Origin of the sequence: Massilioclostridium coli, from assembly GCF_900095865.1 — a bacterium.
Taxonomy (GTDB): Bacteria; Bacillota; Clostridia; order Oscillospirales; family Ruminococcaceae; genus Massilioclostridium; species Massilioclostridium facile.
In genome coordinates this window covers 1,296,895-1,312,554 of sequence record NZ_FMIZ01000007.1, presented here as the reverse complement: position 1 = coordinate 1,312,554, position 15,660 = coordinate 1,296,895, and the positions used below count along the sequence as shown (strand labels likewise).

14 protein-coding genes are annotated in these 15,660 nt (G+C 38.9%); all 14 read left to right on the top strand.

Annotation, left to right across the window (positions count from 1 at the left end; translation table 11 throughout):
* Window positions 1-8: 8 nt before the first annotated feature.
* The 14 genes from BQ2683_RS11110 (at window position 9) to ftsW (ending at window position 15,656) form a co-directional block, all read left to right on the top strand.
* The gene (locus BQ2683_RS11110; RefSeq protein ID WP_069989097.1) at window positions 9-1,289 is read left to right on the top strand and encodes a bifunctional folylpolyglutamate synthase/dihydrofolate synthase; all 1,281 of its coding nucleotides are present in this window, start codon (window positions 9-11) and stop codon (window positions 1,287-1,289) included.
* 637 nt (window positions 1,290-1,926) lie between these two features.
* Complete coding sequence (locus tag BQ2683_RS11105; protein WP_069989096.1) at window positions 1,927-2,250, top strand: STAS domain-containing protein; 324 nt, start codon at window positions 1,927-1,929, stop codon at window positions 2,248-2,250.
* The gene (spoIIAB, locus tag BQ2683_RS11100; RefSeq protein ID WP_069989095.1) at window positions 2,247-2,684 is read left to right on the top strand and encodes an anti-sigma F factor; all 438 of its coding nucleotides are present in this window, start codon (window positions 2,247-2,249) and stop codon (window positions 2,682-2,684) included. Before BQ2683_RS11105 ends, spoIIAB begins: the two co-directional genes overlap by 4 nt.
* Window positions 2,677-3,342 (top strand): sigma-70 family RNA polymerase sigma factor, encoded by a 666-nt coding sequence (locus BQ2683_RS11095; protein WP_069989094.1) that lies wholly within the window; start codon window positions 2,677-2,679, stop codon window positions 3,340-3,342. The genes spoIIAB and BQ2683_RS11095 overlap by 8 nt, the downstream gene beginning before the upstream one ends.
* 479 nt (window positions 3,343-3,821) lie before the next feature.
* Entirely contained in the window at window positions 3,822-4,586 is a 765-nt protein-coding gene (locus BQ2683_RS11090; protein ID WP_069989093.1) for a YwaF family protein, read from the top strand.
* 607 nt (window positions 4,587-5,193) lie between these two features.
* Window positions 5,194-5,451: a helix-turn-helix domain-containing protein gene (locus BQ2683_RS11085; protein ID WP_069989092.1), complete on the top strand. Its 258-nt coding sequence runs from the start codon at window positions 5,194-5,196 to the stop codon at window positions 5,449-5,451.
* A 543-nt stretch (window positions 5,452-5,994) separates the two neighbouring features.
* Entirely contained in the window at window positions 5,995-6,414 is a 420-nt protein-coding gene (gene mraZ / locus BQ2683_RS11080; RefSeq protein WP_069989091.1) for a division/cell wall cluster transcriptional repressor MraZ, read from the top strand.
* Window positions 6,415-6,459: 45 nt separating this feature from the next.
* Entirely contained in the window at window positions 6,460-7,383 is a 924-nt protein-coding gene (gene rsmH, locus BQ2683_RS11075; RefSeq protein ID WP_069989090.1) for a 16S rRNA (cytosine(1402)-N(4))-methyltransferase RsmH, read from the top strand.
* Window positions 7,384-7,475: 92 nt separating this feature from the next.
* Window positions 7,476-7,946 carry a hypothetical protein gene (locus tag BQ2683_RS11070; RefSeq protein ID WP_069989089.1) on the top strand — a complete coding sequence of 157 codons (471 nt, stop codon included), beginning with the start codon at window positions 7,476-7,478 and terminating at the stop codon, window positions 7,944-7,946.
* 123 nt (window positions 7,947-8,069) lie between these two features.
* Window positions 8,070-10,376 carry a penicillin-binding transpeptidase domain-containing protein gene (locus tag BQ2683_RS11065; RefSeq protein ID WP_069989088.1) on the top strand — a complete coding sequence of 769 codons (2,307 nt, stop codon included), beginning with the start codon at window positions 8,070-8,072 and terminating at the stop codon, window positions 10,374-10,376.
* Window positions 10,377-10,446: 70 nt separating this feature from the next.
* Window positions 10,447-11,883, top strand: a complete 1,437-nt coding sequence (locus BQ2683_RS11060) for a UDP-N-acetylmuramoyl-L-alanyl-D-glutamate--2,6-diaminopimelate ligase (protein ID WP_069989087.1) — start codon at window positions 10,447-10,449, stop codon at window positions 11,881-11,883.
* Window positions 11,884-12,005: 122 nt separating this feature from the next.
* The gene (locus BQ2683_RS11055) at window positions 12,006-13,361 is read left to right on the top strand and encodes a UDP-N-acetylmuramoyl-tripeptide--D-alanyl-D-alanine ligase (RefSeq protein ID WP_069989086.1); all 1,356 of its coding nucleotides are present in this window, start codon (window positions 12,006-12,008) and stop codon (window positions 13,359-13,361) included.
* A gap of 22 nt (window positions 13,362-13,383) precedes the next feature.
* A complete protein-coding gene (gene mraY, locus BQ2683_RS11050; RefSeq protein WP_069989085.1) occupies window positions 13,384-14,394 on the top strand; it encodes a phospho-N-acetylmuramoyl-pentapeptide-transferase in 1,011 nt (336 codons plus the stop codon).
* A gap of 92 nt (window positions 14,395-14,486) precedes the next feature.
* On the top strand, window positions 14,487-15,656 hold the full coding sequence (gene ftsW, locus BQ2683_RS11045; RefSeq protein WP_069989084.1) for a putative lipid II flippase FtsW: 1,170 nt from the start codon (window positions 14,487-14,489) through the stop codon (window positions 15,654-15,656).
* Window positions 15,657-15,660 lie beyond the last annotated feature (4 nt).

The following is a 15,660-nucleotide window of genomic DNA, read 5'->3' as shown; positions in this document are numbered from 1 at the left end:
AAAGTTAGATGGAACAGGCCTACCAGCGCGCGTTGAATTTTGTGCATAATATGCCGGCTTTTAGTAGTGTGCCAGGGGTATTTCGGATTAAAAGGTTACTCCAGTATTTAGGGAATCCCCAGGAACAATTAAAATTTGTCCACATAGCAGGAACGAATGGAAAAGGATCTACAGCTGCTATGTGCGCAGCCGCATTCCAAGAAGCAGGCTATAAAACAGGGCTTTACATTTCCCCTTTTATTATTGATTTTCGGGAGCGATTTCAAATTGATGGGGAGATGATTTCCAAACATGAATTTGTAGAGCTTTATATTCAGGTAAGAGATGCTTATGAGCGGATAACTGCGGAAGGACTAGAGTGTAATGAATATGATTTTATCACTGCCCTTGCGTTCCTGTATTTTAGGAGGAACCACTGTGATATCGTTTGTCTGGAAGTTGGTTTGGGCGGTGATGCGGATGCCACAAATATTATTCCGCCACCTGAGGCTGCGGTCATTACAAAGATTTCGTATGATCATATGAAGGTATTGGGAAATACAATCCAACAGATTGCAAAAGCAAAAGCAGGAATTATTAAGCATGGTTCTCCTTGTATCTGTTATCCAGATCAGACAGAAGATGTTTTGGAAGTGATTATGCAAACCTGTGCCACGGTGCAATCTCCATTAATTTTACCGAATATGTACCAAACGGAAATCTTACGCTGTGATGAAAATGGTACCATTTTTCTATATGGTGGTAGGGAATACCATCTTAAGCTGTTAGGAAAACATCAGATTGATAATGCAATTACTGCAATAGAAACATTGCGCAATTTAAAAACAATTCAATTAACTGAGCAGCAGATTGCCAATGGTATAGCGAAAACGACTTTTCCCGCCCGGATGGAAATATTACAACATGACCCAATTGTTGTGTTAGATGGTGCCCATAATCCAAATGGTTTTGTTGCGTTGGCAAAGTCCATCCGTATGTTCCAATGTTCCCCGAAAATTGGGGTGTGTGGTGTCTTAAAAGACAAAAGCTACCAACAGGAATTGGCGTTGTTGGATGGGGTGTTGGATCATTTAGTTGTTACGAATGTGGATTCTCCCAGAGGATTGGCAGCAGAAGAATTAAAAAATGTAGCGGAAGGAAACCACTTTCAAGTTAGTTTATCAGATTATCCTCAACAAGCATACCAGCAGGCGATCAAACTAGCTGGAAAACAAGGAGGGGTATTTATCTTTGGCTCTCTTTTTTTGGCAGCAGATTTAAGAAAATATTTGCAAAAAGAGAAACTGTAGTTTCCTAAAAATGACAATATTTTTATTATAACTGTCTTATCATATGGATAAGGCAGTTTTTTATTGGATAAAAAATCATTGTTTTATTGGTGAAGGTGTCCTATAACAATATTTTGCTTCAAATATTAAACGGAATACAATCTTTCTGTAATAGGAAATTACCATTGGAACGGCAATCACTTGTTTAAGGCTGTGAAGCAAGCAATGAATGTGAAAACTATTTAGTATGTGGTTGTATCAGGGAAATAGACCTTCTTGGAACCCACTAGAATCAAGTTTAATTACTCGGTTTATTTTTCCGTAAGTTTTAAAAATCATGAACTATTGCTATTGGTATTTTTTATTGGTTTATCAATAACAGGGTTACAATATGATGATAAGATTTGGTGAATTTTTAGGATTGGCAAGTATAATTTCTTGGAAATATTTGTTTGTTAGAATATTTATCCTATCTCTATTTAGGCACAAAGAGAAGAAAATTGATTTTGAATGATATCCAACTAGGAGAGATCTATTTTTTCAAACATTAGATGTGTAACCTATAACATTTTTGGATCGTTTTGTAAACAGAAAAGGGGGATACTGTTTGATTGGAAAGTGATGAAATGATGGTAAATAAGAATGGAGGATATATAACATGGAAGTAAAAATTGAATTGAGCGGACAAGTGATGACAGCTTATCTGTCCGGAGAAATCGACCATCACAGCATACGTCCTGTTCGAGAAGAAATTGACCGTTTTGCGGAAGGTGCTATCCCAAAACTGTTATTACTGGATTTTACCGATGTTACTTTTATGGATTCCAGTGGAATTGGCTTAGTGATGGGACGGTACAAGCTTTTAAAATCAATGGGTGGAGAAGTAAAGGTGACTAATCCGACTCCCCACATCAAAAAAGTAATGCATTTGGCTGGTCTGGACAGGCTTGCAGTGATTGAGGACAAGGAGGGAAAATCATGATAGAAAATGAAATGAAATTGACAATTCCAAGCCATTCTTCTAACGAAAGTTTTGCTAGGATCGCAGTGGCGGGATTTTTTGCCCAGTTGGACCCTACCATTGATGAAATTGCGGATATTAAAACAGCGGTTTCAGAAGCAGTTACCAATGCCATTGTACATGGATACGGAGACAAGATTGGCTTAATACATATTCGGGCTCAAATTCATACAGACAACAAGGTCGTTATCCGCATCCGTGATACAGGATGTGGAATTGCTGATATCGAACAGGCTATGGAACCAATGTATACCACTTGTAAAAATGGGGAACGTTCCGGTCTGGGATTCTCTGTGATGCAAACGTTTATGGACAAAGTAAAGGTCAATTCTACTCAAGGGAAAGGGACAACCGTTGTATTGACTAAGAAATTAAAGTCCCGTAACCATGATTAAACCAGCGGAACGGCGGGAAGAATTTGTAAAGCAAAATCTTGGATTAGTTCATTCCTGCGCTCATCGGTTTTATGGAAAAGGCATTGAATACGATGACCTGTATGCTGCTGGCTGCATGGGGTTGGTAAAGGCAGTAAATGCTTTTGATGAAGAGCGAGGAGTTCGGTTTTCTACCTATGCTGTACCAGTCATTTTAGGAGAAATTCGAAGGCTGTTTCGAGATGGTGGAACGGTAAAAGTAAGTCGAAGCTTAAAAGAACTTTCTTTAAAAGTCACCAAAGAACGGGAAGCTTTTGCTCAACAATATGGGTATGAACCTACGGTTGAACAATTGGCGGAACGAATGGGAATGGATAAGGAAGAAGTAGTGGAAGCGATTGGAGCTGCTACGCCTGCATTATCCCTTACTGAAAGTGAGGAGGAAGGTGGAGGACAGCTAGATCTTCCAACAGAGCCAATGGAGGAAAAACTTGCGATTACCATTACCATCAAACAGATTTTACTGGAACTGGAAGAACGGGATCGAAAGCTGATTTTGCTGCGGTATTTCCGGGGGCGTACCCAATCGGAAACCGCTGAGGAATTGGGGATGACACAAGTACAAGTTTCCCGTAGAGAGAAAAAAATTCTTTCACATTTTAAAGAACAATTGGAATAGAATAAGGGGGAGAAGCTACTCCTCCTTATTTATTTGCATAATAGATAGAAATCGAAGAACTTCACGCAAGACAACCAATTTATTTAAAATAAACATTATGTTATAGAATCGTACAGCGATAAAATAGACTTTGTAATGATAAGTTAAGAGGTGGTTATATTATAAAATTTTTCATTTCTATTGTGTGGCAGTATGAAAAAACGAATTATCCTCTGTGTGTTGCTGAACCGATATAACGTCATTGCCGGAAATTAGGCTGAGGTAGTTACGATAGGAATACATCTTCGTTCAATACTCTTTTACTTTTCAAAGCTTTACATAAGGATATCAAAAGAATTGATAGGATGATGGAGATAAAAAAGAATTTTTGTAAAAATTTGTCTTATTCAAAAAACAAATAGAAAATGTTATTTATTTGTTCAAATATTTATGATATAATTTTTCGTTAATTAATGAAAAAGGTTGAGGAGGTGTTCAGATTGTTTTTCCATTATAAAGATCAAATTCCCTCTGACCAGGTGTTTCATGGGTTGGATATTTCACATATTATCGCATTGCTGGTAATTGCTCTGGTTGTTACATTATTGTTGCGGTATATGAAAAGAATGCCAAAAAAACAAGCGGATCATATCATTCAGATTGCTGCGATTGTACTGCCTTTAGTAGAGCTAATTCGAGTACTTTGGCTGATTATGGTTGGTCAGACAGATTGGGTCCGTTTATTGCCTCTCCAACTTTGTGGTACGCAGATTTTTTACATACCACTAGCTGTATTTACCAAAAATATGGCGATTAAAGAATTTACCTGTTCTACCGCTTTATTGGGTGGAATTGTGGCGTTGCTTTGCCCATCTGGTATTGCTGGATATTATCCTTTGCTCCATTTCCAAACATTACAAAGCTTTACTTTACATGCGATTTTATTATTTGTACCATTAGCTATGATGTATGTGCAAGGATTTCGTCCAAATATTAAGAATATGCCAAAGGTAATGGGAATTTTAGTACTAACCGCTAGTGTAGCTGGTGTTGTTGATGCATGCTTTAACGTAAATTATATGTGTTTGCGTACTCCACCAGAGGGAACGCCATTAGTGGATATTTATAATGCTTGTGGCTACGGATTCTATTTATTTGTATTAGCCGCCGCTATGACATTAGCTGTATTTTTAACTTATTTACCGCATATGCGGAAAAACAAAAAAGAGAAGCAAAAAGTATCTGCCCAACAAATTTCTTCTTGATTTTTATAATATTAATGGAAAAGCGCTCTGTTTTAAATAGGGCGCTTTTTGTTATTAATTTAGAGTTTAATCGAATCCTTAATTTTATTAAAAGCAAATAAAAACTTTTTGAAAATGGATTTGTAAAAACAAAAAATAAGGATTTTGGATTAATTTTTGAGCTAATTTATAATAAGCAAATATGATTCCCATGTCTTTTGAAACTGCGAAAGAAGTGTTAAATATAACTTTTAAACTATTATATTTATAGAAAAAATAACAAAATATACAACACAAAAACTCTGTTGAATTTATCATTCACAGAGTTTTTTTATATAAAAAAGATAGGAAACAGGAGAGTTTATTGGCTTCGTTCAGCAAATAAATAGAGAATTTTTCACACCAAAAACACCTAAAATTTGATATATTTCGACTTTTATAGGAATCATTCACATTTTTACTTTTCGATAATTATAATAAATTTAAACGGCAAATAAAGGAGAAATTTTCTATTTGTATCAATATTTAATCAACAAAGTAAATTTGACTATCAGTAAATGCCATAATTACTGGCCACTACCATAAAATAATTGCTGATGACAATTACTAGATGTCATGAGGTGATTATATGTATAAAAACAGAAATAACGGTAGAAACAATGTTTGTGGTAAAAAAATAGCCAGGTTAAGACAAGAAAGAGTTCCAAAAACTTCACAACGGGCATTAGCGGATTTGTTACAACTAGAAGGGATTGATTTGGATAAAAATGCAATTCAAAGAATAGAAAGTGGAAAAAGGTTTGTAACAGATATTGAGTTAAGGGTTTTCGCAAAGATTTTTGGAATTACAGCAGAAGAACTTTTACAGGAAGATAATTTTGATTAATATTATTTATTGTTAGTAAGAAAAATAATGGATTTTTGAAAACAAAATGGGATAGTAAATATTACGATTGTAACAACAAGTAAAGTAAGATCAGAATCTTCTGCTAAGAGTTGATCGTTATCCTATTTTAGATAATAACATCTAGTAATTGTTATTATCCATTATTGTATATTAACTTTTTGATTTAAAATAATCTGGATTTATTGGATAAATAAAAACGTTATTTTCTTTTTTACTGTTGGAGTATAGAGAACTTTTGGTTACAACAAAAATAACTTATATAACTATATTTTGGCTGTTGATAAATTGTGGAAGATGAGAGAATTGTAACTATTTTAATAATCTTTTTATTTTTTGTCATAATGCAGTATAAAATAGTATAAAAGTTCAAATTCTGTATGATTTTTCCATAAATAATTTGGATGAAATTCCATAAAAAAACTTGCAATTTATACAGCAATCCGATATAATAAAACTTAAGTGGTGAAAAGTGGTTGAAAAAGGTGAGTTTCCCCTAAAAAATTGATAGAAGGTGGTTGGAATATGTTAATCGGCGAATACAGTCATACGATTGACGCAAAAGGTCGTATTAATTTTCCAGCAAAACTTCGGGAATCACTGGGTGGAAATTTTATTATTACCAGAGGGTTAGACCACTGTTTGTATGCTTATTCTTTGGAGGAATGGGAAAACCTGACTGAAAGCATTAAAAGCCTACCTCGTTCAAAACGCCGCAATATGGAGCGCTTTTTCTTTGCTGGTGCGATTGAAGCCCAACCGGACAAGCAAGGAAGGATTATTGTGTCCCAAAATTTAAGGGAATATGCTTCATTAGAGAAAAATGTAGTGGTGGTAGGAGCATCTGACCGTGTGGAAATTTGGGACCAGCAGGCATGGCAACAGTCCTTTGAAGAATGTACCCCGGAAGCAATCGAAGAAATTATGGATGAGCTGGGATTTTAATTCTAGCTTGGATGAAAGATAGAAAAATGGTAGAAAGGAATTAAAATGGAGTTCAAACATTATTCTGTTATGCTACAGGAATGTATGGATGGCCTAAATATTAAGCCAGATGGTATTTATGTAGATGGTACTGCTGGTGGAGCAGGACATTCCACTGAAATTGCAAAACGTCTGACAACTGGTCGGTTGTATTCTTTTGACCGTGACCCAGATGCTGTGCAGGTAGCAACGGAGCGGTTATCCGTTTATTCTTGCGCTCAGGTAATCCATTCTAATTTCAGCAATATGCAAGAAGAGTTGATTCAACGGGGAATTACCCAGGTAGATGGTGTGTTGCTGGATTTAGGGGTTTCTTCCTTTCAGTTAGACCATGCGGAGCGAGGGTTTTCCTATTTGAACGATGGTGAACTGGATATGCGGATGAGCAAAACAGGATTGAGCGCAAAAGATTTGGTTAACACCTATCCATTAGAGGAAATTGCAAGGATTATCCGTGATTATGGAGAAGACAAGTATTACTACAGTATTGCGAAAAATATTGTAAAACACCGTGAAATAGCTCCGATTGAAACGACAAGTCAGTTGTCCGAGATTGTCAACAACTCTATGCCAATGAAGGCAAGAAGGGAAAAAAATCCAAGCAAACGGACATTCCAAGCAATTCGTATTGCCGTGAACCAAGAGTTGGAATGTTTATCTACTGGTTTGGCAAAGGCGTTTGATTTATTAAGCCCAGGTGGAAGGCTAGTGATTATTACATTCCATTCGTTGGAAGACCGAATTGTAAAACAGTTTTACACCGAAATGTGTAAAGGGTGTACTTGTCCGCCAGATTTTCCAATTTGTGTTTGTGGCAACCATCCAAAAGCAAAATTTATCAATAAAAAACCAATTTTACCTTCTAAAGAAGAACTGGATCAAAACCGTAGAAGCCAAAGCGCAAAATTGCGGATTTTAGAAAAACTATAATATGGCAGACGAAACACCGCTTTCTTCCCCTGTTGTGATAAGGGACAAGCCTTATTATAGAAAAATCAAATAAAAACAAAGGGGAAATCGTTATGAGCCGGAAATCAAATCTTGCATACCAAAACTATGAAACAGCCCAAGAACAAAAAAAGCAGCAGCCTACGATTAAAAAGGTTTCCAAACGCCGTACGGCAAATTATATTCGTCCCTATAAGGCGATTGCTTTAATTATCGTTGCAGTGGTGATTACTTCTTCTATGGTGTTGAGCATGGTACAATTAAATGAGATCAATGACCAAATTAGCGCTGCTACAGCAGAGCTGGAAACCCAGAAAAGTGAAGCAGTACGCTTGAATATGGAATTAAACAAAACGATGAGCATCAACAATATTGAAGAGTACGCAGAAACAGAGCTGGGAATGATTAAAATGCAATCGAACCAAGTGGAATACATCAGTTCATCCGCTGGGAACAGCATTGAAATTCCGGAAGAGAAAGATACCACTATTTTTGAAAAAATCAAAGACGCGTTTACTAATTTTTTGGAATACCTTGCAGGCTAATCCAATATGATACAATAAGATCAGATTATTTTAAGAAGAATACCATCATAGGGTTGAGAAAGGTTCTTAACCCTTGTTTTTCTTTCCTCACCTGAAATCGTTTGTGTGATAGGAGGCAGCAACATGGCAATATCACCGACCAAAAACATGAAATTTAAATTAAATATTATTATTTTTTCGGTTGTATTAGTGGCATTTGTTACCTTAATTGTTCGGATTGTATACATAGCTTGTTTCGCGGAATACGATGGTGTAAAATATGGTGTTAAAGCTTACAATCAGCAATTAGGCGCAGATACAATCAATGCAAATAGGGGGACAATCTATGACAGAAATATGACCCCTTTAGCGCAGAGTGCTACTGTTTGGACAGTATCCGTTGCGCCAAACCAGATTACTACAGATGAACAACGCCAACTGGTAGCCCAAGGGTTATCTGATATTCTGGGTTTGGACTACAACGAAGTGCTGGAAAAAACCAAAAAGAATACCAAATATGAAATTATCAAGAAAAAAGTGGAGAAACCCGAAGCGGATAAAATTACTGCTTACATCGAAGAAAAGAACAAAGAAATTGACGCGGAAAATGAACAGATTCGGGAGAACAATAAAAATGCCTTAGAAAAACAGGAACTAAAGCAAAAAGTAAAAGGAATCCACATGGTGGAGGATAGCAAACGCTATTATCCACAGGCAAATTCTGCTTCCCATATTATTGGATTTACTGGATCGGATAATCAGGGACTTTACGGTGTAGAGTTAGCTTATGATGAAGAACTAAGTGGCACTCCAGGTAAAGTGGTAATTGCCCAGAACGCTTTGGGCGGGGATCTGCCTTTTGACTATGAATATTACTATCCAGCTCAGGATGGAAACAGCTTGGTGTTGACAGTGGACGAAACCTTACAACATTATCTTGATAAGGCGATTCAGCAGGCGATTGATACCCATCATCCTACGAATCGTGTTGCGGGTGTTATGATGGATGTGAACACAGGGGAGATTCTTGCGATGTCCACCAATGGGGGATATGATTTGAATGACCCTTATACAATCAGTGACACCAATCTGCAATCCCAACTGGAAGGATTACAAGGGGATGAGTTGACCGAAGCTACCAAAAAGGCAAGGGAAAAAATGTGGACCAACAAGGTGATTACTGAGACCTATGAACCAGGTTCTGTTTTTAAAGTAGTAACAGCCTCCGCAGCATTGGAGGAGAAAACCCAAACATTGGATAGTACCTTTAACTGTACAGGTTCCATTCAAGTGGTATCCGGTGCAAAACCAATTCACTGTTGGAAAACCAGCGGGCACGGCTCCCAGAATTTTACCCAGGCGGTAGTGAATTCCTGTAACCCTGCCTTTGTACAGATTGGCCAGTCTTTGGGGTCGGATTTATTCTTCCAGTATTTTAAATTATTTGGGATGACTGAGGCAACTGGAATTGACCTTCCAGGGGAAAATAAATATCCATTGTATTATACAGCGGATCAGCTGGGTCCAGCTGAACTAGCTAGTGAAGCATTTGGTCAATCCATGGGAATTACCCCAATGCAGATGATGACCGCATTTTCCGCTACAGTAAACGGCGGCTATATGGTTACTCCCCATGTGGTAAAACAGATTATTGACCAGGATGGGAATATTACCGAAACTAACACCGGTGAAACCAAACGCCAGGCAATTTCAGAAGAAACTTCTGAAATGATGCGTGGGGTATTGGAACAGGTGGTTTCTGCAAATGGAGGGAGCAACGCTTCCGTTCCAGGTTACCGCATTGCCGGGAAATCTGGTACAGCGCAAAAGCTTTCCTATACCAATGCTACAGGGGACGTTGTATATGTATCTTCTTTCGTTGGTTGTGTCCCTGCGGATGACCCACAGTTTGCTTTGCTGATTTTAGTGGATGAGCCGCGTTCCGGATTATATTACGGTAGTGCGGTTGCATCCCCAGTATTTGCTCAGGTAATGTCAGATGCAATCCCTTACATGGGAATTTCGCCAGAATACACGGAAGAAGAGTTGCAAAACCAGGGGGCAGCGGTTCCTTCCGTAGAAGGTTCTAACTTAGCGGATGCCCAGACACGGATTAATAGTGCGGGGCTGGTGGCGGAAACCATAGGCTCTGGTGGAACAGTCGTAAAACAAATTCCATCCGCTGGCTCCAAGATGCTAAAAGGCGGAAAAGTAATTTTATATACAGAAGAACAGGAAACCACAAAGGTAACGGTTCCGGATGTCATTGGCAAAACCCAGGCGGAAGTAAACCAGATCCTGGCGGGATACGGATTGAATATCGCGTTGACCAATAGTGGAATTCAAAACCAAAAGGCAAAAGCTACCACTCAATCCCCTCCAGCGGGGACAGAGGTGGAAAAAGGAAGCGTTGTTACTGTGGAATTTTTGACCAATGATGAAACAGGTTGATAAATGCATAGAAATGAATAGAATGCCAATCTTTAAGGTAAGTCAGTAATTCAATGGGGAGGAACAAAAAATGAAGCTCATCCAATTATTAGACGGGATTAATTATACAGGAACAATAACTGACTGTGAGATTTCTGATGTAAGTTGTGATTCCAGAAAATTGACGGATTCTAGTGTGTTTGTCTGCATCAAAGGGGTGCAATCAGATGGACATAATTTTGCCCAGTCCGCTTTGGAGAAAGGCGTCCCTTATATTGTATGTGAACGGGATTTGGGATTGAAAAACCAGATTTTAGTGGAAAATTCCCATTATGCTTATGCAAAAATGTGCGCCAACATGCAGGGAAATCCAGCAAAAGACCTAAAGTTTATTGGGGTAACAGGAACCAATGGTAAGACAACAGTCACTAATATTATGAAGGCTGTTTTAACCAATATGGGCTTTAAGGTCGGATTAATTGGAACTATCCGCAATGAAATTGGGGACACTGTGTTCCATACCGAAAAAACAACTCCAGATGCGGCTGATTATCAGGCACTACTTGCAAAAATGGTGGAAGCTCACTGTGATTATGTTGTATTAGAAGTTTCCTCCCATGCGTTGGACCAATGCCGTCTGGCAGATACCCATTTTGAGGTGGGGATCTTCACAAATTTAACCCAGGACCATCTGGATTATCACCACACCATGGAAAACTATTTCCTGGCGAAAAAGAAGCTGTTCGATTGTTCTGATTGTGCTGTGATTAATATGGATGACCCGTACGGAAAACGTCTGATGGAAACAATCCCATGTCGTTATATTACCTATTCGGTGGAGAATCCATCAGCGGACTTTTTCGCGAATGAGATTGAGATAAATAGTTTGGGTGTCCAATTCCAGATGAGAATAGGGGATATTGCTAGCAAGATTCATTTTGGTACCCCAGGAATGTTCTCGGTGAAAAATGCTTTAGCCGCTGCGGCCGCCTGTATCCAAATCGGAATTTCGGTGGAAAAAGTGGCGGATAGCATTACAAATGCTTCCCATGTAAAAGGTAGAAGCGAAGTGGTTCCGACAGGACGGGATTTTACCATCATTTGTGATTATGCCCATACACCAGATGGATTAAAAAATATTTTGGATTCGATTAATGGCTATAAAAAAGGTAGGGTAGTAGCCCTATTTGGATGTGGCGGGGACCGCGACAACAAAAAGCGTCCAATTATGGGGCAAGTTGCCGCGCAAAACGCCGATTTTTTAATCGTAACATCCGATAATCCACGTACAGAAAATCCAGAGGCCATTATTGACCAGGTTCTGGTAGGAGTAGAAAAAGAAAATACCCCTTATGTGCGGATCACCAACCGGAAAGAGGCTATTTTTTACGCGGTACAACATGCACAAAAAGATGATGTTATCCTATTGGCGGGAAAAGGTCATGAAGATTATCAGGTTTTGGGAACGGAAAAAGTCCATTTTGATGAACGGGAAATTGTTGCCGAAGCTCTGAAAACACTGTCTTGATTCCATTTTTAACAAATTCTTTGCGATGATTTCCTTGTAATCTTTCCAGAAAAGGATTAAACTAGTATCAAGCAAAACAATGGAATCCATCAAATTTTTGGTTGCAAAAGGGAGAGATGAGATTGAAACCAATAGCTTTACAGGAATTAGAACAGGCAACAAACGGAACTTTATACCATCCAAAACCTCTTTTGATCAATGGTATTGTGATTGATAACCGGTTGGTAACGCCAGGATGTTTATTTGTAGCAATCCAAGGGGAACGGTTTGACGGCCATGATTTTATCCCTTCCGCAATAGAACAGGGGGCTGTAGCTGTGGTATCCCAGAAAAAGCTGGAGATTTCTACCCCATATCTATTGGTAGAGGATACACGGAAAGCCTTGCTAGATTTAGGACGTTATTGTCGGCAACAGTTTCATGGAAAGTTGGTAGGGGTTACTGGAAGTGTAGGTAAAACTACCACCAAAGAGATGATTGCCACAGTGCTTTCTTCCCAATACCACACTTTGAAAACCGAGGGAAACCTGAACAACGAAATTGGATTGCCCAAAACCCTGTTTGGTTTAGATGACCGTTATCAAGCTGCTGTGATTGAGATGGGGATGTCCAACCTAGGGGAAATCCATCGCCTTTCTACCACTGCTTTGCCTGATATTGGTGTGATCACCAATATTGGCGTATCCCATATGGAGAACCTGGGGAGTCGTGCTAATATTTTAAAAGCAAAGCTGGAAATTCTGGATGGAATGGAAGAGGGGGCGCCCCTTATTGTAAATGGTGACAACGATATGCTCTGCAATTTACAAGTGGAAAACCATCCTATTATATTTTGTGGTATTTCTGGTGAACATCTGAATTGCCGTGCAACCAATATCAAAACAGATGGATTATCCACTACATTTGAGATTGTGTATCAGGATACAAACACAACAGTGTCGATTCCAACTATTGGAGAGCACAACGTGTTAAACGCCCTTTTTGGTTTTGTTATCGGGCGGTTGTGTGGAATTACATCACAACAGATTGTGGAAGCACTAAAAAAATATCAACCTGCTGGAATGCGTCAAAATACACGGCTTGTTAATGGTATGATTGTAATTGAAGATTGTTATAATGCAAGTCCAGATTCCATGAAAGCAGCTTTTTCCGCTTTGCAGCAGATACCCGCAGAAGGAAGGAAAATTGCTGTACTAGGGGATATGCTGGAGCTGGGGAAAATTTCTTCCCAGGCGCATTATGATACCGGCGTATTGGCAAAACAATGCCATTTGGACGCACTGTTCTGTTATGGGTCGGAATCGAAACAGATTGCGGCTGGAGCAAAGGGAATACCGTTCCTTTGCCATTATGACGACAAACAGAAGATGGCTTCTGATTTAAAAGCCTTTCTTCGTCCAGGAGACGCTGTTATTTTTAAAGCAAGCCGTGGCATGAAATTAGAAGAAGTAATACAGGAATTATTTCAAAAAGATTAAGCAATAGAGAGGAATGTTTTGTATGACATGGATCGCTGGTATTACCACATTGCTGGTTGCATTTGCATTAACTGCGATTTCTGGAAAATTTTTAATCCCATTTTTAAGGAAGTTGAAGTTTGGTCAAACAATTAAAGAGATTGGTCCTACTTGGCATGAAAAAAAGAATGGTACTCCTACCATGGGTGGTATTATGTTCGCTTTTGGCAGTACTGTCGCTTTGATTGTGGGGATGTTTATCCTGACTATTAACCATACTGAGGCAACGGGCACAGAGGCGGTTGACCACATCCGTGTTTGGTCGGGTTTGGCAATTGCGTTTGGCTTTGGATTGATTGGATTTATTGATGACTTTATCAAGGTGGTAAAAAAGCGTAACCTGGGTTTGACTGCAAAGCAAAAAACCGTATTCCAATTAATTCTTTGTATTGGATACGTCGCTACTTTAGCGATGAGCGGTGCGGTTTCTACAACGGTTATCTTTCCATTCATCGGACAGTTTGATTTTGGTTGGGTATTTTACCCACTGGTTGTAATCGGCATTTATTTTGTGGTAAACGCGGTCAATTTAACCGATGGAATTGATGGGTTAGCTTCCTCTGTTACCGTTGTTTATGCCATTGTCTTTATGATTTTAACGACTATGTTGAAATTTGACAGCATGTATATTTTCGCTGCCGCAATCGCTGGCGGATGTTTGGGATTCCTAGTATGGAATTTCTATCCCGCAAAAGTATTTATGGGGGATACTGGATCCATGTTCCTGGGTGGTGCTGTAGTGGCGTTGGCTTTTGGCATCGATCGCCCAATGCTGATTGTATTTGCTGGTATTATTTACATTATCGAAGCTTTATCTGTTGTCTTACAGGTAATCAGCTTTAAAACAACCGGGAAACGCATCTTTAAAATGAGTCCAATCCATCACCATTTTGAAATGTGTAATTGGAGTGAAATCAAGATTGTATCTGTATTTACACTGGTTACCGCATTATTTGGTGCTCTTGGTATATTTTCCGTATTTCTGGAATTATAATAGAAAAGGGAATAGGAAAACAGATCCTTTCTGTTTGGTATAGGATCTGTTTTTCGCATATACATGACATTAGAAACAAAAGGAGGGAGCCTATGGCGGAAATTATTCAGCTTCCCACTCGGGGAAGAAAAAATCTAAAAAAGAAATCCAAACAAACAATCAAAACCGGTAGGTTGGACTCTGTCTTTTTGATTTTAATTCTGGTGTTGGTTGCGTTTGGCCTTGTTATGCTGTTTTCTGCCAGCTATGCCAATGCTTATTACTATGAAGGCAATAGTTTCCGGTATATCAGCAAGCAGTCACTAGCCTGTGTGTTGGGACTAATCGCCATGTTTGTCATTTCTAAATTTGATTACCATCATTGGCGGAAATTAGCGGTTCCACTGTTTGCAGTTGCTATCATTATGTTAATTGCTGTACTATTTACCAGTGGAGATGAAAATGGATTTAAACGGTGGGTTCAGGTTCCAATTTTAGGGCAGTTCCAGCCTTCTGAGGTCATGAAATTTGCCTTAATCGTATTGTTTTCCGCAATGATTTCCACCAATTATAAAAAAATGGGGACCTTTTTATATGGCGTCCTGCCATTTGGGATAATACTAGTCCTGGTTGTAGGGTTGCTGTATTTGGAGCCGCATCTTTCCTGTATTATTTTGATTGCGGGGATTGCAGCTGTAATGATGTTTGTTGGTGGAACAAAATTCCGCTGGTTTGCTATGATTGGCTCTGTGGCTATTGTCGGATTGATTGCCATGCTCCTACTCAAGGGGAATTATCAGAGCGACCGTTTTTATTACTGGCTCCATCCGTTTAGCGACCCATTAAATAAAACCATGCAGACCGACCAGTCATTGCTTTCGATTGGCTCCGGTGGATTACTCGGGCTTGGGTTGGGGAACTCCAAACAGAAATACATGTATCTGCCCGAACCACAGAATGATTTTATTTTTGCGATTATCTGTGAAGAACTGGGGGTAATTGGTGCGGTTATTGTCATCTCGCTGTTTATCCTGTTTGTGTATAAAGGGTTTTCCATCGCATCCAAGTCGCCGGATAAATTTGGTATGATGCTATGTGTGGGAATCTCTGCGCAAATTGGGATACAGGCATTATTAAATATCGCCGTTGTCACCAACAGTATTCCAAACACTGGTATCAGTTTACCCTTCTTCAGCTATGGGGGGACTGCGTTGGCGATGCAGCTGGCGGAAATGGGCGTGATATTGAATGTCTCGCGACATGCTTTAATAGAAAAAACATAGGTAA

What these genes read in the sequence shown, in the direction of transcription:
- BQ2683_RS11095 (WP_069989094.1), top strand. Translation starts at nt 2,677, where the DNA reads ATGATTAAACCAGCGGAACGGCGGGAAGAATTTGTAAAGCAAAATCTT.
- mraZ (WP_069989091.1), top strand. Translation starts at nt 5,995, where the DNA reads ATGTTAATCGGCGAATACAGTCATACGATTGACGCAAAAGGTCGTATT.
- BQ2683_RS11085 (WP_069989092.1), top strand. Translation starts at nt 5,194, where the DNA reads ATGTATAAAAACAGAAATAACGGTAGAAACAATGTTTGTGGTAAAAAA.
- ftsW (WP_069989084.1), top strand. Translation starts at nt 14,487, where the DNA reads ATGGCGGAAATTATTCAGCTTCCCACTCGGGGAAGAAAAAATCTAAAA.
- BQ2683_RS11070 (WP_069989089.1), top strand. Translation starts at nt 7,476, where the DNA reads ATGAGCCGGAAATCAAATCTTGCATACCAAAACTATGAAACAGCCCAA.
- BQ2683_RS11065 (WP_069989088.1), top strand. Translation starts at nt 8,070, where the DNA reads ATGGCAATATCACCGACCAAAAACATGAAATTTAAATTAAATATTATT.
- mraY (WP_069989085.1), top strand. Translation starts at nt 13,384, where the DNA reads ATGACATGGATCGCTGGTATTACCACATTGCTGGTTGCATTTGCATTA.
- BQ2683_RS11105 (WP_069989096.1), top strand. Translation starts at nt 1,927, where the DNA reads ATGGAAGTAAAAATTGAATTGAGCGGACAAGTGATGACAGCTTATCTG.
- spoIIAB (WP_069989095.1), top strand. Translation starts at nt 2,247, where the DNA reads ATGATAGAAAATGAAATGAAATTGACAATTCCAAGCCATTCTTCTAAC.
- BQ2683_RS11110 (WP_069989097.1), top strand. Translation starts at nt 9, where the DNA reads ATGGAACAGGCCTACCAGCGCGCGTTGAATTTTGTGCATAATATGCCG.
- rsmH (WP_069989090.1), top strand. Translation starts at nt 6,460, where the DNA reads ATGGAGTTCAAACATTATTCTGTTATGCTACAGGAATGTATGGATGGC.
- BQ2683_RS11060 (WP_069989087.1), top strand. Translation starts at nt 10,447, where the DNA reads ATGAAGCTCATCCAATTATTAGACGGGATTAATTATACAGGAACAATA.